This window comes from Rubrivirga sp. SAORIC476 (assembly GCF_002283555.1).
Lineage (GTDB): Bacteria > Bacteroidota > Rhodothermia > Rhodothermales > Rubricoccaceae > Rubrivirga.
Window position 1 is genome coordinate 264,546 of sequence record NZ_MVOI01000006.1, and the last position, 17,971, is coordinate 282,516.

At 69.8% G+C, this 17,971-nt stretch carries 12 protein-coding genes and 2 tRNA genes; 3 read left to right on the forward strand and 11 right to left on the reverse strand.

The window, feature by feature from the left end; all coding sequences use genetic code 11:
* Positions 1–225: 225 nt before the first annotated feature.
* Both B1759_RS12645 and B1759_RS12650 read right to left on the reverse strand, forming a co-directional pair.
* Positions 226–1,974, reverse strand: coding sequence for a T9SS type A sorting domain-containing protein (locus tag B1759_RS12645; protein WP_095515437.1), 1,749 nt, complete (start codon positions 1,972–1,974; stop codon positions 226–228).
* A 30-nt stretch (positions 1,975–2,004) separates the two neighbouring features.
* The gene (locus tag B1759_RS12650; RefSeq protein WP_095515438.1) at positions 2,005–5,121 is read right to left on the reverse strand and encodes a TonB-dependent receptor; all 3,117 of its coding nucleotides are present in this window, start codon (positions 5,119–5,121) and stop codon (positions 2,005–2,007) included.
* Between the two features lie 319 nt (positions 5,122–5,440).
* Between B1759_RS12650 and B1759_RS12655 the strand changes: the two genes are divergently transcribed.
* On the forward strand, positions 5,441–6,730 hold the full coding sequence (locus B1759_RS12655) for an MFS transporter (RefSeq protein WP_198948858.1): 1,290 nt from the start codon (positions 5,441–5,443) through the stop codon (positions 6,728–6,730).
* A 263-nt stretch (positions 6,731–6,993) separates the two neighbouring features.
* Here B1759_RS12655 and dnaN read toward each other — a convergent pair whose 3' ends face one another.
* The gene (dnaN, locus tag B1759_RS12660) at positions 6,994–8,124 is read right to left on the reverse strand and encodes a DNA polymerase III subunit beta (RefSeq protein ID WP_095515439.1); all 1,131 of its coding nucleotides are present in this window, start codon (positions 8,122–8,124) and stop codon (positions 6,994–6,996) included.
* A gap of 151 nt (positions 8,125–8,275) precedes the next feature.
* Between dnaN and B1759_RS12665 the strand changes: the two genes are divergently transcribed.
* Positions 8,276–9,088: a methyltransferase domain-containing protein gene (locus B1759_RS12665; protein ID WP_095515440.1), complete on the forward strand. Its 813-nt coding sequence runs from the start codon at positions 8,276–8,278 to the stop codon at positions 9,086–9,088.
* A 91-nt stretch (positions 9,089–9,179) separates the two neighbouring features.
* On the opposite strand, the gene B1759_RS12670 is transcribed toward B1759_RS12665, so the two are convergent.
* From B1759_RS12670 to B1759_RS12695, 6 genes are all read right to left on the reverse strand, one after another.
* A complete protein-coding gene (locus tag B1759_RS12670) occupies positions 9,180–9,791 on the reverse strand; it encodes a DUF2911 domain-containing protein (protein WP_095515441.1) in 612 nt (203 codons plus the stop codon).
* 205 nt (positions 9,792–9,996) lie between these two features.
* Entirely contained in the window at positions 9,997–11,100 is a 1,104-nt protein-coding gene (locus B1759_RS12675) for an aspartate kinase (protein WP_095515442.1), read from the reverse strand.
* Positions 11,097–12,227 (reverse strand): homoserine O-acetyltransferase, encoded by a 1,131-nt coding sequence (metX, locus tag B1759_RS12680; RefSeq protein WP_095515443.1) that lies wholly within the window; start codon positions 12,225–12,227, stop codon positions 11,097–11,099. The genes B1759_RS12675 and metX overlap by 4 nt, the downstream gene beginning before the upstream one ends.
* A 19-nt stretch (positions 12,228–12,246) precedes the next feature.
* Positions 12,247–12,319, reverse strand: a tRNA-Cys gene (locus tag B1759_RS12685).
* Positions 12,320–12,405: 86 nt separating this feature from the next.
* A complete protein-coding gene (locus tag B1759_RS12690; protein ID WP_095515444.1) occupies positions 12,406–13,722 on the reverse strand; it encodes an O-acetylhomoserine aminocarboxypropyltransferase/cysteine synthase family protein in 1,317 nt (438 codons plus the stop codon).
* 469 nt (positions 13,723–14,191) lie between these two features.
* Positions 14,192–14,262, reverse strand: a tRNA-Cys gene (locus tag B1759_RS12695).
* A gap of 184 nt (positions 14,263–14,446) precedes the next feature.
* On the opposite strand from B1759_RS12695, the gene B1759_RS12700 reads away from it, so the two are divergent.
* Positions 14,447–16,000 carry a hypothetical protein gene (locus tag B1759_RS12700; protein ID WP_233134417.1) on the forward strand — a complete coding sequence of 518 codons (1,554 nt, stop codon included), beginning with the start codon at positions 14,447–14,449 and terminating at the stop codon, positions 15,998–16,000.
* A gap of 670 nt (positions 16,001–16,670) precedes the next feature.
* Here the strand turns inward: B1759_RS12700 and B1759_RS12705 are convergent.
* Both B1759_RS12705 and B1759_RS12710 read right to left on the reverse strand, forming a co-directional pair.
* Positions 16,671–16,904, reverse strand: coding sequence for a hypothetical protein (locus B1759_RS12705; RefSeq protein WP_095515446.1), 234 nt, complete (start codon positions 16,902–16,904; stop codon positions 16,671–16,673).
* Positions 16,905–16,985: 81 nt separating this feature from the next.
* Positions 16,986–17,954 carry a DUF932 domain-containing protein gene (locus B1759_RS12710; RefSeq protein ID WP_095515447.1) on the reverse strand — a complete coding sequence of 323 codons (969 nt, stop codon included), beginning with the start codon at positions 17,952–17,954 and terminating at the stop codon, positions 16,986–16,988.
* Positions 17,955–17,971 lie beyond the last annotated feature (17 nt).

A 17,971-nucleotide genomic window follows, 5' to 3' on the forward strand; every position in this document is an offset into this window, starting at 1 on the left:
AAACGGATAACCCGAGTGCGACCGGAGCGTTACGCTACCGTGTCGGGCGACAGGGCCCGCCGGGCCTCGGTGGCGCCCATGCGACGGCGCCTCGACCCGATCCCCGCCTCGGCACCGAGACAGGGGGAGCGTGCCAAACGAGCGAGCGCCGGCCCCCTCCCACAGAGGGCCGGCGCTCTGGCTCAGTCGCGGCGAGTGACGGGCCACCGCGGCCGAGGTTCGAGGCTAGCGGATCACGGTCACCGTGCGCGTCGCCGCGGCGTCCTCGCCCTGGAGGCGGAGGACGTAGACGCCCGCGGGGAGGTCCGCCGTGGCGACCGAGGCGGTCGCGTCGCCCGCGCCGAACGTGCCCTCGGCGACGACGGCGACCCGACGGCCGACCACGTCGTAGAGCGCGATCTGGACGCGCTGGGCACGGTCGAGCGAGAAGCGCACCGTCGCGTCCCCGCGCGTCGGGTTCGGACCCACGGAGAGCGCGAAGGCCGCGGCTGCGGGGCCACCGGCCGTGGCGACCGACTGGCCCGAAAGCGTGCCGTTCTGGTAGAGCGCCGTCCACCCACCGAGCCACGTCGCGTTGGACGCGTCCCCGGCCGACGAGGTCGGCGCGAAGGCGCCGCGGTAGTCGACCGGCGTGAAGAAGGCGTCGCCCGCGAGGGCGTTGCCCGTGAACGACGCGCCGGTGGCGGCCGCACCTGCGGCGAGCGGGCGCGGGTCGAGCCCGGACTCACGGTCGACGTTGGCCAGCTGGGGGTCGGCGATGGCGTTCGCCCCGGCCACGGCGGCCTCGATGGCCTGCTGGCGCGCGGCGCTGTTGTCCGAGTCGTCGTCCACGAGGTCGGCGAACGTGGTCCCTGCGCCGAACCCGAAGAACAGGTTGTTGGCGATGATCAGGTCGTCGGTGCCCTCGACGTTGCTGCCGAAGCGGTTCTCGGTGTCCTCGCCGGAGGAGAGGGCCTCCAGGTTGAGCGCCGAGCCGGGGTAGTCGGTGAAGATCGAGTTGTAGATCCGCCCGCCCGTGTTGTCGCGGAGCTGCATGGCGGCCGAGTTGCCGTCCTCGCCGAGCTGGGTGTCGTCGGCGCCGATACCGGCGCCGATGCAGGTGATGTTGGAGTAGACCGGGTTCGAGAACGGGGTCGCATCCTCGCCGCCGAGGCTGGAGACGCCGCCGTCGTTCTCGAAGCAGCGCCCGGCGTCGTTGCCCGGGTTGTTGATCGAGAGGCCGAACTGGAACTTGCCGCGGAAGCCGCGATCCGTGTCGAACGTGTCGTCACCGGAGAAGGCGCCGACGAGCCACTTGGCCTGGGCCGTGCCGCCGAAGAACTCGAAGGCGTCGTCCGAGTTGGCGTACACCTCGACGTACTCGATGACCGTCCCGCGGCCGACCGCGCCGAACGTCATGCCGTTGATCTCGGAGTCGGGCTCGAAGCCGAAGCCGCCGTGGCGGACCGAGACGTAGCGGATCGAGCCCGACGAGTCGTCGTCGTCACAGACGAACGTGGTGCCGTCGCAGCCGAAGCGTGTGTCGTCCGAGGCCGGGACGCCCTCGATGTTGTTGATGGCAGGCGTCGAGTTGGTGGTCGCGCGGCCGAGCACGATCAGGCCGCCCCACTCGGAGCGGTCGTCCGGCCCGAGGTCGTTCGGGTCGTCCACGTTGTCCGCCTCGGCCGTCATGATGATGGGCGCCTCGGCCGAGCCGTTCGCGATGAGGTCGGCGTCGACCATGACGACGAGGCCGGAGGCGAGGTCGCCGGTGCTGGCGCTCGGCACGGCCTTGCCCTTGACCACGACTCCCTCCTGGATGGTCAGCGTGACGCCGGGGCGGACGAAGATGAGGCCGTCGAGGAGGTAGACCCCGCCCGTGGTCCACGTCGTGTTGGTGGTGATGTCGGACGAGACCGTGGCGGTCGGGGCCTGGGCCAGCGCCGGGAAGGCGATCAGGAGCGCCAGGGCGGCGGTCGTAGCGAAGCGAAGCATGGGACGAGAAGGGGGAGGAGAGGGCCCGGACTAGTCGTCTGAGCCGAGGGGAGCGCCGGTGGAGGCACCGGGAGCGGGGATGGACGCCGCCGACCCGATCCCGAAGGACGGGTTGACGGAGATGCCGAGCGAGAACGAGGTCCCGCGGGCGTACTCGAGGAAGGGCGAGACCTCGGTGACGCCGTTGAGCGTGAGGCCGCTCACGTCGTAGGCCTCGCGGTACGTCGAGCCGAGGAGGTTCTTGACCGAGCCCTTGAGCGTGAACCGCCCGAAGAGCTGCTGCGAGGCCGTCAGGTCGAGCTGCGGCGAGGGCCGCTCGTAGACGTCCGGCAGGGGGTTGCCGACGCGCGACAGGCGCGGGCCGGAGACGTTGAAGAAGACGCCCGCGGAGGTGCCGCGGAGGGCGTCGTCGTAGGTCAGGTTCGCGTTGAGCAGGTAGGGGCTCTGGCCCTGGAGGTCGCGCGTGTCGGACGCGTTCGGGTTGAGCTCGCGGCGGGCCTCCAGCTCGCGGTCCGAGATCGTGATGCTGGACGCGGTCAGCGAGAGGTTCGCCCCCAGCGAGAGGCGCTCGCCGAGCACGCCGCCGAGGCCGAAGAGGGCGAGCCGCTGGCGGACCTCGAACTCCGCTCCCAGGACGTCCGCCTGGTCCACGTTGGCGTACGACGTGGCGCCGTTCTCGGCGTCCGTGATGACGCGCTCGATGGGGTTGGTCAGCCGCTTGTAGTAACCGCTGACGGCGAGGATCTGGCCGGGCGCGTTGAACCACTCCCAGCGGAGGTCGAGGTTGGTGATGAGCGTCCTCTCCAGGCCCGGGTTGCCCTGCAGGGCGCCGTCGGAGGTGAAGTCGTAGGTCGTGACCGGGGCGATCTCGCGGAACGTCGGCCGGGCGAGCGTGCGGGTCGCGGCGGCGCGCAGGTTCATCCGGTCGGAGAGGCCGAGGACCACGTTGAGCGACGGCAGCACGTCGGTGTAGCGCCGGTCGGTGCCGAGGTAGTCGGTGCCGTCGAGCGTGACGCGCTGGTCCTCGGGCGTGTCGTCGGCGGCGAGGGCCTGCGAGGCGACGAACAGGCGGGAGGCTTCGAAGCGGGCGCCCGCGATCAGCCGGAGGCGGCCCAGGCCGACCTCGGCCATGCCGTAGGCCGCGCCGACGTCGAACTGGCCGTCGTACTGGTTCTGGTCGCGCGTCGCGTCAACGAGGAAGTGGCCGAACTCGTAGCGCGTGATCTCGCCGGCGCTGTTGGTGCGGGTGTCCACCACGCCGACGTTGTCGGGCGAGAGATAGGCGCCCAGGGCGGTGCCGTCGGTGCCGCCCAGGGCGACGCCGCGGTCGAGTTCGTAGAAGAAGAACCGCTCGTTGTAGCCGCGGTCGGTGCGCTCGGCCAGGCCGCCCACCTTGAGCTGCGCCCCGCTGCCGAAGGCGCGGAAGGGGAGCGTCAGGTCGAGCGCACCGCTGGCGAGCTGCTCGTCGAGGTCACGGAAGTAGCGCTGCGGTCCGGGCGGCGTGCCGACGAGCGAGTAGGCCGTGGTGACGGTGCCGTCGTCGTCCTCACGCTCGGAGGCGCGGATGGCCGCCTGGCGGAGGTCCGGCTGGTCGAGGAGCGTCCGCGCGACGTTGGCGCGCCAGTCGACCTCCAGGTTGCCGAGGCGCGGGGCGACGTGCTCGCCGCGGAGCTGTGCCGAGGTGAGCGTCCGCTCGGTGTAGCCCGTCACGATGTCGGTCACCGGCGTGCCCTCGCCGAGCACGTTGTCGACGCCATCGAGCGTCCGCGCCTCGCTCTCGGTGACGTGGCTGAAGAGCGTGTTGAGCGCGATCTCGTTGGTGCTGCCGAGCCGGTACGCGAGGTTCGCGATGCCGCCGATCGTGGCCGACTGCGTCGCGCGGCGGTCCGTCCGGAACTGCGTCGTGTCGACGGACACGAGGCCAGAGGTCGCGTCGCGGCCGGTCAGGTCGACGCGCGACAGGGTGCCGTTGTCGTAGTAGCTCGCGCCCTGGTCGGCCGTCAGCCCGACGATGTAGCCGAGCGCGTTCCCGCCCAGCGGGATCCGGTCGCCGATGGAGGCCGAGAAGCTGCCCGTGACGGGGATGGTCCCCTCCGAGGGCGCCACCATCGGGGTGAGCGCGTTCGAGAGGTCGTTGAGCGCGGCCGAGGCGGCGGCGTCCTGGCGGACGAGCGGCCCGGTGCCCGGCCCGTCGGGCCCGTCGAGGCGGGTCGTCGGGCGGGTGAACGCTTCGCGCGGCGTGTTCGCGAGCAGGTCCGGGATGGCGAGGTCCCCCGCGCCGAACCGGAACGGGCTGACGCCCTGCACCGGGTCCACGAGGAACGCGTCGCCCGGGATCGCCTCGGTCGAGAAGCCGGACGAGACCGAGATCGAGGACGAGAACGCGTCCGGGAAGGAGCGCGTCGTGATGTCGACGAGGCCGCCGGAGAAGCTGCCCGGCTTGTCCGGCGTAAAGGTCTTCAGCGTGACGATGTTCTCCAGGAAGCCCGCCGGGAAGAGGTCGAACTGGACGGCCCGGCGGTCGGGGTCGGCGGTGGGGAGGACGGCGCCGTTGAGCTGCGTGTTGGCGTAGCGATCGCCGAGGCCGCGCACGAAGACATACTGGCCGCCCTGGACGCTCGCGCCGGTGACGCGCTCCATGGCGTCGCCGGCGTCGGAGGCGCCGCTCTGGGCGATGGTCTCGGCCGAGATGGCGTCCGACACCTGCGCCGCCCGCGCGCGGACGCGCAGCAGGCCGGCCTCGCTGTTGGTCGCGATGATCTCCTCCGCCTCGACGATGACCTCCGCGAGCGTGGCGTCGGTCGTCAGCGTGATGTTGATCGTCTGCGTCTGCCCGGCGGCGATCTCGACGCCCGTCACGACCTGCGTCGCGTAGCCCACGAACGAGTAGCGGACCGTGTACGACCCGACCGGCAGCCGGTCGATCCGGTACTCGCCGTCGATGGTGGTCGCGGCGCCGGTGCCCTGCTCGACGACGAGGATGCTGGCGCCGGGGAGCCCGCCCCCGAAGTCACCGTCGACGACGGTCCCGGCGAGGACGCCCGTCTGGGCGGCGGCGAGGCCGGGTGCGAGGAGGAGGACCAGCAGGGCGGCGAGGCGTCGCGCTTGCCCGAGGGCCCGCGGCGTGCGGGGAGTCTGAAGCGACATGGGGAGAGGAGGTGTGGGAGTCCCGGCCGGGGCCGAGCGAATGCAGGTGGCGAGAGGCCGTGGGGGCCTCTCTGCCCGTCGGGAGTCACGCTACCGGATCGGGGTTACGTCGCGGTTACCCGGCCATTACCCCACCGTTACCCACCTCAGATTCCGATGAAGGACCACTGAATAGCCTGCCCTCTGCGGCGCTCCGGGCGAGCGGGAGCCGGGCCACGGCCCTTCTGCGTCGCGCGCTCCGCCTTGGCGCCGAGGCGGGCACCCCGCCATCGGCCGACCGAACCTTTCTTCCCGTCCCGCCGTCTCTTTCCGACACCTGTTGCAACAGACGCTGCCGACTTCCCCGCTTCGCACCACGGCGACCCTGTTCGCCCTCTGGCTCCTCGTCTTCACGGCGGCCAGCCAGACGATCATCATCACGCCGATCCTGCCGCTCATCGGGGAGGAACTGGGCGTGGGCACCGGTCCGCTGGGGCTGCTGGTGTCGGTGTATTCGTGGGTGCTGGCGTTCGCGGCCCTCGTGATGGGGCCCATCTCCGACCGGATCGGCCGGCGGCGCGTGCTGATCGTCGGCTCGGGGGCGCTCGTGGTGGCGCTGGCGCTGCACGGCCTGGCGGACTCGTTCGACACGCTCCTCGGCATGCGCGTGCTGGCGGGCGCGGGCGGCGGCATCCTGTCGGGCGCCGCGGTCAGCTACGTCGGCGACGCGTTCCCGTACGAGCGGCGCGGGTGGGCGACGGGCTGGGTGATGAGCGGCGTCCCGTTCGGGCTCGTGCTGGGCATCCCGCTGGGGCGGGCGCTGGCCGTCGCGTACGGCTTCCGGATGCCGTTCGTCGCGTTCGCCGCCGTGATGGCCGTCGCGTTCGTGCTCATCCTGACGGTGGTGCCCCAGCCGGACGTCCGCCTGTCCGCGTCGCGGCCGACCGTGCGGGGGTCGCTGCGTCAGTACTGGGACCTGCTGGTCGGGCCCGGCGGGACGGGCGCCGCCGCGGCGACCTACTTCCTGATGTACTTCGGACTGGGGCTGCTGATCGTCTACCTCCCGCAGTGGCTGACGACGCAGTTCCCGCTGGAGGTGTCGCTCTTCGGCGAGCCGCTGACGGTGTTCGGGCTGCCGCTCGACTTCATCGCGACGCTCTTCCTGGTGGGCGGCATCGTGAGCGTGATCGTGAGTCCGCGCGCCGGGACGCTCTCGGACGCGATCGGGCGGAAGCCGCTCATTCTGGCCTCGTGCCTCGGGCTGGCCGTGGTGACGGCTGCGCTGCCGTTCGTGGTCGTCGAGCGGTGGGTCGCGTACCCGCTCTACATCGCCATCATGGGGTTCTTCTCGCTCCGCATGGCGCCGCTCCAGGCGTTGCTGACGGCGCTCGTGCCCGGCCGACAGCGCGGCGCGTTCCTGTCGCTGACCATCGCCGTCGGGCAGATCGGGACGGGCGTGGGCGCGGCGCTGGGCGGGGTGCTCTACGCGACCTACGGCTACCCGGCCAACACGACCGCCTCGACGGTGATGATCCTGCTGATGGCGGCCTTCGTGTGGGCCTGGCTCCCGGAGCCGACCGGGCAGGCTACCGACGCGCCGGTGCGGGTCCCGTCCGAGGAGTGCACCTAGAGCGAATCGCAGGTCGGTACGGGGGACTGGAGCCAGCATCCACCTGCACCTCGTAGCCCATACCTGCCCAAAGGACGATCCGGGGCGGCCCGCCTCGGCCCCGAGGCCGGCGCAGACGGCCGCACGTCCCGTGTCGTGGGGCTGTCTCACTGTATGGCCCTGCCGCCCTCGGTGCGGCCGTCGAGCGTCGTATCGCCAGCACACGAACACGCCCCGGCCGACGTGGGTCGACCGGGGCGCAGAGCGGCGCGAGGCAGAGGCGCCTACGCGTACGTGTTGAGCATGACCGGCATGATGAGCATCAGCAGTTCCTCGCCGTCGGCCCCCTCGGCGGGGGAGACGACGCCGGCGCGGTTGGGCGACGAGAACTCGAACACGACGTCCTCGCCGTCGACGTTGGACAAGACCTCCTGGAGGTACTGCGAGTTGAAGCCGATCTCCATCGGCTCGGCGTCGTAGTCGCAGAGGACGCGCTCCTTGGCCTCGGAGGCGCGCTCGATGTCCTCCGCGGAGACCGTCAGCGCGTCGGCGCCGAGGGCGAGGCGGATCTGGTGCGTCATGGACGACGAGTAGAGGGCCACGCGGCGGACGGCCGCCAGCATGGCGTCGCGGCCGACCGTCAGCCGCTTCTCGTTCTCGACCGGGATGACGGCCTCGTAGTTGGGGTACTGCTCCTCGATGAGCCGCCCGATCACCTGCGTGTCGCCGAAGTCGAAGCCGACGTAGCCGGACGCGATGCGGATCGTGCAGGTGCCCTCGCTCGCGGCCTTGCCCGCCAGCGCGAGCGCGCCCGCGGGCACGATCACGTCGACGGGCTGCTCGGCCGTGATGCCGTCGGCGACGAGCTTGACGAGCCGGTGGCCGTCGGTGGCGACGATGGTCGCGTTCTCCGGGCGGACCTGGAACAGCACGCCCATCATGGCCGGGCGGAGGGCGTCCTTGCTCGCCGCGAAGCCGGTCTTGTCGATGGCGTGCTTGACGAGCGCACCCTCGGCCGTGATGGCCTGCGCACCGTCGAGCGACGGCAGCGCCGGGTAGTCGCCCCCGTCGAAGCCGACCATCTTGTAGCGCCCCTGGTCGGTGGTCAGCTCGATGTTGAACTCGGCGTCGGTGGCGACGGTGACCGAGAGGTCGGGGAGCGCGCGGAGCGTGTCCAGCAGGCGGCGCGCCGGGACGGCGATGCGCTGCTTGGCCTCGGTGCCGTTCTGCTCGAAGGTCACCGGCAGCCGCTGCACGATCGAGATCTCGAGGTCGGTCGCGGCGATGCGCAACGTGCCCTCCTCGCGCTCGAAGAGGACGCACTCCAGGATGGGCAGGGTGCTCTTGGACGGGACGGCCCCGTTGACGGTCGAGAGCGCCCGGAGGAGGTCGGCGCTGGAGACGGTAAACTTCATGGTCGGAGGGGGAGACGGCCTCGGTATCGGCCGGAAAACTGTCGGATCAAGAACGTACGCCGGAGCGCGCCGGACGGTCCACCGGAGGGCGTGAAAACCGGCGACGGGTTTCCTCGGTGGCGACCTTGCCACCGCTCTGCCTGCCTGCGCCATGTCCGTCTCGCCGCTCTCCCGCCCCGACGTCTGGAACGCCGTCGCGACCGGCTACACCGCCGATCTGGTCCCGCTCTTCGCGGCGTACGCGCGCGACGCGCTCCGTCTGGCCGCGCTGCCCCCTGGGGCGCGCGTGCTCGACGTGGCGGCGGGGCCGGGCACCCTGGCACTGCTCGCCGCCGAGCACGCGTCGGAGGTGGTCGCGGTCGACTTCGCGGCCGAGATGATCGCGACGCTGCGCCGCCGGGTCGCCGAGGCGGGCGTCGGGACGGTCACCGCCATTGAGGCGGACGGGCAGGCGCTTCCGTTCGACGCCGGCCGGTTCGACGCGGTCTTCTCGATGTTCGGCCTCATCTTCTTCCCGGATCCTGGGGCCGGGCTGCGCGAGGCGCGCCGTGTGCTCGTGCCGGGCGGGCGGATCGCGGTGTCCAGCTGGGCGCCGCTCGGCGGCATCCCGCTGCTGAGCGCCTGCTTCCGGGCGATGAAGGCGCACCTGCCGTGGCTCCCCTTCGGCGACGAGACCGCCCCGTTCGGCGATCCGGAGTCGCTCATCGACGCGCTGCAGGGGGCGGGCTTCGAGGACGTGGCGGTCCACACCGTCGAGCACCGGGCCGACGCCGCCTCGGTGGCGGCGTTCTGGGAGACGAACGAGCGGAGTTCGGCGCCGCTGGTGCTCCTCCGGCAGCAACTGAGTGCTGCCGAGTGGGAGGCGTTGGGGGCGAGCGTCGTCGACCAGCTCCGGCGGGAGTTCGGGGAGGGCGAGGTCGCGATGGCCTGGCCCGCCCGGATCGCGGTCGGCACGAAGCGCTGACTGGGCCCTCTGTGGTGCCGAGGCGGGCAGACGCAACGCGCCCCGCCAGCGACAGCCAGCGGGGCGCACGGCGGCGGCGAGGGGCCGGGGCCTACATGCCTGCCTCGGTGATCGTGACCGGCACGCCGACGGTCCCCCAGTGGAGGATCATCGTGGCCGAGTCCTCGGTCACGTCGGCGAAGCGGATCTCGAACTGCTCCTGCATCGGGGCGTCAGTGATCGGCTCGGCCATGACGCGGGCCTGGTCGGCGGCCTCGTCGTAGTTCATCGAGCCCCACTGCTCGGCGGTCGTGTTGAAGATGACCGTCCAGGTGTCGCCGGGGATGGTGAAGAGGCCGTAGGTGCCCGCGGGCACCCTCGTGCCGTTGACCATCACGTCGCCGGCAAAGGTGATGGCGGAGGCCTCGTTGGCGCCGGTCCGCCAGACGCTGCCGGCGGGGGCGAGCGTGGCGCCGTCGGCGAAGTAGGTCCGGTCGTTGAGGCTGGGGCGGCCGTAGTGGACCATCACGTTGGTGGTGCCGACGGTGGTCATGACGCCGCCGTTGGGGCTGACGCGGGCGTCGTCGGTGCCGCGCATGGGCGGCATCATGTGGTGGTCGGCCATGGCGCCGTCGTGGTCCATGGAGTGGTCCATGCCGCCGTCCTGGGCGCAGGCGGAGGCGACGACGAACAGGCCGAGGAGGAGGGGGAAGAAACGAGTCATGTGTCGGGTCGAGGGAAGGGGGAGGTCGCCGAACCGCTTCCAGGGCGGCCGGGATCCCTCGGTCCCGCGCGGGCCGGCGAGGGACGCGGCGTTCCCTCCGGCTCAGCGCAGAGTCATGGAGGGACGCTCCCCCCATCCGCCGCGCTCAGCGGCGACAGATAGACCCTCCCACATATGCGGCCGCGCGCTGGGCCGTGGCTGGGCGTCACTCGGCGACGGCGCGAGCCACGGCCAGCACATCCGCCAGCACGCCCGCCGCCGTCACCTGTGCGCCCGCGCCGGGGCCGCGCACGACGATGGGCGAGGCCGCGTAGCGCTCGGTCGTGATCTCGACCAGGTTGTCGGCGCCGGAGAGCGTGCCCAGCGGCGAGCCCGCCGGGACGGCCACGGTGCCGACGCGGAGCTGGGGGCGCCCGCCCTCCACCCGCACCTCGCCGACGTAGCGGAGCCGCCTGCCCTCCGCCTCCGCCTCGGCGACGCGGCGGGACCAGTCGGCGTCAGCCGCGGCGAGCGCGTCGGGGACGAGGGTGACCGGCACGCCGACGGCCTCGGATGGGACCAGGCTCTCGACCTCCACATCGCTCCGCTCCACGCGGAGCCCGGCCGAGCGCGCCAGGATAAGCAGCTTGCGGGCCACGTCCTCGCCGGAGAGGTCGTCGCGCACGTCGGGCTCGGAGTAGCCCTGCTCGAAGGCGCGCCGGGCGGCGGTCGAGAACGAGGCGCCGCGCTCGATCTGGCCGAACAGGAACGTCATCGTCCCCGAGAGGACGCCGCGGATGCTCTGGACGCGGTCGCCGGTCGCGACCAGGTCCTCGATCAGGCGGACGAGGGGCAGCCCGGCACCCGCCGTCGTCTCGTAGCGGTAGTGGACGGCACCGGTCGCGGAGAGCTGGCGGAGGCGGTCGTAGGCGGCCTGCGACCGCGTGTTCGCCAGCTTGCTCGGCGTGACGACGCTCACCCCGGCCGCCAGCATCGGCTCGACGAGGTCGGCCACCTCGGGCGAGCCGGTGGCGTCGACGAACACGACCGGCGCCCCGGCGGCACGGGCGGCCAGTCGGTTCAGGATGGCGGGCCAGTCGGGGGGCGCCGGGTCGAGGGCGGGCGCGGCCGGGTCGAGGCCGCCGAGGTCGAGGCCAGACCGGCTCCGCGTGCAGGCCCCGACGAGCCGGAGGGTCCCGGGCGCGAGGTCGGCGATCTGCCCGAGCAGCGCGCGACCGACGGTGCCGACGCCCGCGAGGTACACATCGAGGGGGCGGGCGGGGCTGCCCGCGACGGGGGCGGCGGGGTGGAAGGCGGGAGAGGCGGTCATGCGAAGAAGCCGGAGTCGGCGAGGAAGGGGCGGACGAGCGCGTCGAGCGCCTCGAAGTCCACCAGGAAGGCGTCGTGGCCGAAGGGCGAGTCGAGCTCGGCGTAGCGGCCGTTGGGGAGGAGGTCGGCGAGGGCGGCCGACTCCTCAGGCGGGTACAGGAGGTCGGACGAGATGCCGACGCACAGGGCGTCGGCGGCGAGCCGGGCGAGAGCGGTCGGGGCGTCCTCCCGGCCCCGGCCTCGGCCCACGTCGTGCCCGTCCATCGCCTCGGTCAGGCGGACGTAGGCGCCGGCGTCGAAGCGCGCGGCCAGCTTGGCGCCCTGGTAGCGGAGGTAGCTCTCGATGGCGAAGCGCGGGTCGTCGGGCTCGAAGCGGGGCTCGTGGGCGTCGCGGCCGAAGCGCTCGTCGAAGAGCGCCGCCGAGCGGTACGTCATCATGCCCATGGCGCGGGCCGCGGCCAGGCCGTCGACGGGCGGGTCGTCGGCGGGGAAGTCGCCGCCGCGCCAGCGCGGGTCGGCGCGGACGGCCATCCGGTGCGCCTCGCCGATGCCGATCTGCCACGCCCCGTGCGCCGCGCCCATGCCCACGAGCACGAGCCGCTGGACGCGGTCCGGCCCCGCCTCGCGGTCGACGAGGGCCAGCTCCAGCGCCTGCATCCCGCCCATCGACGCGCCGACGGCGAGCGCCACCTCGCGAACGCCCAGCTTGTTCAGCAGCCGCGCGTGCAGCCGCGCCTGGTCGCGGACGGTGATGCGCGGGAAGCGGCTCCCCAGGCGCCGCCCCTCGGCGTCGAGCGTGCCCGGTCCGTCGGTGCCGTAGCACGAGCCGAGCGCGTTGGCGCACACGATGAACTGCCGCGCCGGGTCGACCAGCCGCCCGGCGCCCACGAGCCCGGGCCACCACGCGGCGGCGTCGGTGTCACCCGTGAGTGCGTGGCACACGACGACCGCGTTGTCCGCGTCGGCGTCGAGCGTGCCCCACGTCCGGTAGCCGACCGTGACGTCGGGCAGGCGGGCTCCGGCCTCGGTCATGAACGGCCCGAGGCGGACGGTCTGGAGACCATCCGCCTCAGCGGGGCGCGCCGGAGACCGCCCGGGAAGGGGCGGAGGAGAGGAGGTCGGGGTCATGACGTCGGAGACAGGAGAGAGTCCAGGGCGGGAATCGAACCCGCGGATAGCGGTTTTGCAGACCGCCGCGTTCACCACTTCGCCACCTGGACGGGGCCCGCCCGCACGGGCCGATCGCTCGCCCGCCCTCGGCCACTCACCCGGCACCGAGGGGGACACGACCCGTGCGGGCGAGGGCTCATGCGGCGACCAAGGTCTTCTCGAACGCCTGCTGGAAGTCGGCCAGGATGTCGTCGATGTACTCCAGGCCGACCGACACGCGGATCAGCTCCGGCTTGACGCCCGCCGCACGCTGCTCGCGGTCCGAGAGCTGCTGGTGGGTCGTCGAGGCCGGGTGGATGACGAGCGTCTTGGCGTCGCCCACGTTGGCGAGGTGGCTGGCCAGCTCGACCGCCTCGATGAACGCCTTGCCCGCCTCGGCGCCGCCGCGGATGCCGAAGCTGAGGACGCTCCCGAAGGCCCCCTCGCGGAAATACTTCTTCGCCGTCTCGTGGCTGTGGTGGCTTTCGAGAGACGGGTGCCAGACCCACTCGACGGCGTCGTGCGCCTCCAGCCACGCGGCCACCTTGTTGGCGTTCTCGGCGTGCCGCTGGGCGCGGAGCGAGAGCGTCTCGACGCCCGTCAGCAGCTGGAACGCGTTGAACGGCGAGAGGGCCGGGCCCAGGTCGCGGAGCGCCTCGACGCGCGCCCGGATGATGAACCCGATGTTGCCGAAGTCGCTCTCCGGGTTGAACACGTCCGAGAAGACGAGCCCGTGGTAGGCCTCGTTGGGCTCGGTGAAGAGCGGGAACTTGCCGTTGCGCCAGTCGAAGTTGCCCGAGTCCACGATCACGCCGCCGATGGACGTGCCGTGCCCGCCGATCCACTTGGTCGCCGAGTGCGTCACGATGTCGACGCCGTGCTCGATGGGGCGGACGACGTAGCCGCCCTGCCCGAACGTGCTGTCGACCACGAGCGGCACGCCGACGGCGTGGGCGGCGTCGGCGAGGCCGCGGAAGTCGGGGACCGTCAGGTCCGGGTTGCCCAGCGTCTCGGCGAAGAAGGCCTTCGTGTTCTCGTCGGCGAGGGCGGTGAAGGCCTCGGGCGTCTCCTCGTCCACGAAGCGCGTCTCGATGCCCAGGCGGCCGAGCGTGACCTTGAGCAGGCTGTACGTCCCGCCGTACAGGCGGCTCGACGCGACGATGTTGTCGCCGGCCTGGGCCAGCGTCGTGAACGTGACCAGGTGGGCGGACTGGCCCGACGACACGGCGAGGGCGGCGACGCCGCCTTCGAGCGCGGCGATCCGCTGCTCGAACACGTCGGTCGTCGGGTTCATAATTCGGGTGTAGATGTTCCCGAACTCCTCCAGCCCGAACAGCCGGGCCGCGTGGCTGGCGTCGTCGAACGTGTACGAGGTGGTCTGGTAGATCGGCACGGCCCGCGACTTGGTGGTCGGGTCCGGGGCCTGGCCAGCATGGAGCTGGAGGGTGTCGAAGTGGAGGGTGCGGTCGCTCATGGCAGGGAGGGTGGGGGGCGGAGGCGGAGGACCGGGTCGGGGGAAACGAGAAAACCCCCTCCGGCCCAGGCCAGAAGGGGTTGCAGACGCGAGTGCCGGTGGTGTCTACCGGCGCCCGAGGCGCGACCGCTCCTGGCCCGAACGGGCCATACACATAATCATCCCCATGCAGCGCATGGCGGCGGGGGCGATGATGTGGGAGGAGCGGGTCACGGTGTGGGGGACAGGAGGGCTGTCGGCCGTCAAGGTAGGGGCACCGACCGGCGGTCGCGCAAGGGGGAAGGCAAACAAAAGCGCTTCCGGTGGAAAGAACGTCATTTCTGGACCCAGAGGGCGTCTCATTCCGGCGGCTCGGCGCAGCAAACTGTGGCTCGGTCCGGCAGGCAAGAACAGGGAGCAGGCGCTCTCCAGGAAGGGGCCAGACGCAGAATCGCCGCTCCGGGGATGTACCGAAGCGGCGATTCGAGCGAGGTGCCGACCGGATTTGAACCGGTGTAGCAGGTTTTGCAGACCTGTGCCTAACCCCTCGGCCACGGCACCATGGGCGGTTTCGGGCGCGTCGAGCCTGCAACAAGCCCCACTTCGTAGCACTATCGTAGCAGTGCGGCGGGGACAGTGTGGAAAAGAGCTGCCCTCATGATAAGGCGCTGGCGTCGAGCGGCTTCCTCTTCCATCTCTCGGATTGGGCTAGACTGGACGGCCACCTCCATCCCGCAGGACCGATTTGTTTGGGACGACACGCGAAGAGCTAGATGGCCATCAACTGAGGCGTATCGACGCTCGTGGGCTGTCAGCGGACGCCCACCTGACAGAGTTTCAAGACATACCACTCCGAGCTAAGGCGTACTTCGACAGTGTCCTTGACGGCTACAACGAGGGCTCCAAGACGTTCTTCTACCATGTTTTATTCTCTGCTCGGCCTGGAGGCAACATGTGGGTTCCTGTGTCAAAGCCCTTCTTCGACCAGTTCTTTCCAGAGGCGGATAATAATAGTATGGTCGAGGATGGCATCTTGCTGATGAAGGAGCATCAGTTCACAAGGGGCAAGTCGAGGGAATGGAAGATTCCGCCTGAAGTGATGGACAGGGCAAGGTGGTTGATGGTCGCCGACCTGGAGGCGGAGTTCGTGGATCCCAAAACGGGAAGAAAGAAGGGACGCCCTCAGAAGCACAAGACGACGAACGAGTATGGGAAGCCTCACCCTCTCTTGGTCAAACAGGCTATCCACACGTTCGAGTACGGTTACTTCAACCGAGCGGCCGTAGAAGAACACCTCCGTGAGCGTGAGGACAGTGTCTCGTACGCAGAGAGCCTCGGTGTCGAGGAAGAAATCCCAGGATGGCTGGAGCGGCCTCGCGCTCGCCTAGATGGAGACATTCGTTGCTACTCGGTCATCCTTCGTCAGAAGCCGCAGCTAGTCGAAGGGACGACGTACAGGTACCGGCTCGCGTACTCAGTCCAGAGCACCGGGAGGTTGAGCCAACGCGGCGGGGGTGCCCAGTCCTGCTCTCGTGAGATGAAGGCCCGGCTGTACCGCGATCTCGAAGGGGTGCCCGAAGTGCTCAACTACGACCTCAAGTCGAGCCAAGCGTATATCCTCCGGGCATTCCTCTCCGACGCTGGGATTGATACGTCGTGGCTCGACACTTACCTCAGCGCCGACAAACAGATGTATGCCGACCGTGCTGGACTCACGGTGGATACCTGGAAGGCGATCTTTTATGCGCTCGTGATGGGCGCTCACCTTCCAAACTCGCTTTACCACAGCGACGGGGCCGTAAAGTGGGGGTTCTACGACGAGTTCGGCGTCTCGACCAAGGACGAGATCATCGGCCCCGAGTTATCCCCTGTGTTCGCCAGCGCAGCCGACGCACTGAAGGACACGCGGGAGGTGCTTCAGCCCTTCAGCGCTCGTGTGAAGGAGTGGCACCGCTACTTGGAGGAAGAATGGGTTCCCCAGAACGCGGAGCCAAACCGCACGGGTAGGCTCGTCAGGAACGCCTTGCAGATGAAGTTCCACTGGACCCGAGAGATAGGCGACGAACGCGAGAACATCCGAGAGGCGAAGCGCAAACTGGCAGCTTTCCTCTTGCAAGGGAAGGAGGCCGCGTTCATTCATCGACTCACGACAATCCTCCCGGACTATGGCGTAGTCCCCATCTCCAACGAGCACGACGGGATTGTGACGTTGGGGGTGGTGCCGCCCGAGGCTATAGAAAGAGCCCGGGAGGCAGAAGACATGCCCTACGCGAAGCTCGAAACCAAGGACTTCGTCTGAGACACCAGGAACGCCATCAGTTCCATTGGCGACCCTGTTTTCAGGACCACAGAGCCTTCAAATCGCGTCCTGCGGCCCATGTGGCCACATTCGACGGTGTGCCCCATCTCGTCTAAAGGATAGGGGTCTCCGTCGCCCTCTCTCCTTGGTCGTCTCTCCTAGCTTGTGGGGCCTGTTACTCAATTGCGCGGGGTCCCGAGTGCTACAGGCTCTCATTTCTGATCAACACGAAGGCCCTCCGCTGGCCGTCTCTTGGCACGAACGTGGATGGGATTTGGGGCACAACGGACATCCAGAGCCCAGCCATGAGAACCAAGCCGCCCCCGGCAGCCAGCGCCGATCCAATCAGCAAGACAGAGGGCCGCAGGACGGCCTCAGACCGCTTAAACGAGAAGCACAGCCTGCGAGCACGTAGGGCCGGGAAACCGCGCTCAGCCGAGGACGAGGCCCACGCTGTAGCTCGCCAAGAGAAGGCAGTAGCCGATGAACTCCGGCGGCTGCTGAACAAGGAGAACCCGAAGATCAACGGCCGCAGAGGACGACGGCCCTACACCCGTGGGGCGAAGCCCGTTCAGAGGAGGATCAACGTCAGGCGTAGGTCCTGACGAGGACGTAGGTGATTTATGCCGTCTGACTTCCAGTTCAGGAGCCAGACGGCGGTAACCAAGAGCTACATCGGTGGGAAAGGCAACCCGTCTCCTTCCGCTTCGTGGTCGGTGATCTGACGGTCGAGGTCTTCGAGCATCTCGGCCAGCAGACTGAGGCAGTCGCCGGGCGTCAGGTTCAGCTTCTTCATGAGGGTCTGGATCGTGAGGAGGTTCTCGATGGGGTAGATCCTGGCGGGTCTGTCGTGGGTCGTCGTGGCCGGGGTCGTGGAGGACTCGGCTGTGTGGACTCGTGGCATGGTGTAGAGGGGGAAAGCAGAAGTCCCCTGTCATCCGAAGACGGCAGGGGACCTCAGGGTCAGTGGATCAGAGGGACGGGCTCAGTTCAGCGACTCAAAGGCGTAGCCCAAGAGCCCCGACGTGAAGGCGTCGTTGTTCGAGAAGTCGGCGGCCGTCATCTTCTCCCGGTGGGAGAACACGTTCGTGCCTGCGTTGAAGAGCCCGTACAGCGTTGGCTCCTCGTGGGCCACGTACCGGCTCACGACCTGGCCCTTGATCGAGTCCCCGATCGTCGGGAGTCGACCCCACACCTCGCGGAGGTGGGCGTCGGTGAGTCCCGTTTTTCTCAGGAGTCTCAGGCCCTGCACGAACCTGTGGAGGTCGTCGGGAGCCCTGTCGATGACCGTGAGGCCCTGGCGTACAACTCCCTTCCAGGCCTCCTCCTTCGGACCCTCGTCGTCGGACGCTCTCGGCTTGAGGTGCTTGAACGAGACCCGGGCGAAGAACTCGCCGGAGATGGCCCCGTTGTCGCAGACAAACCGCTTCCCCATCAGGGCGCACTCATAGCGCCAGCTCTTGTCGTAGCTCGACCGGGTGATGAGAGAGAGGCCGACTTCGTCGCCTTCCTCGACGGCCTCGGTCTCCAGGAAGTCGATGATGTGGCAGAAGCGGGCGCCGTCCCAGAAGATCCGGGACTCCTTGAAGGCAATCCCGGACTGGACCGCAATCTCGCAGGCCAACTCGCGGACCTCCTCGTTGGAGAGGAGGAGGTAGTTCTTGCTCACGTTCCCGACGTGGCGGTACCCGGTGGGTGAGGCGTCGTCCTCGATCTCGACGGCGTAGCCCGAGAGGGTCCCCGAGTTCTGGGAGTGGGTCGGGGTCTTGAGGATGGGGACGAAAGGGCTGATCCCTGTCTTCGTCCTGTTGATGGTGATCCCGTCGAGTTCGGTGGCCTCGATGGCTCCGATGTCCCGGTGGGAGACGTGGCCCGTCGAGTGGTCCACGATGACGGTGCCCGTGGCTCCGTCCCCAGAGGGGATTGGGAGGGCGGTGTTCTCGTTGGTGTTCATGAGTGGGTAGGGTGTCG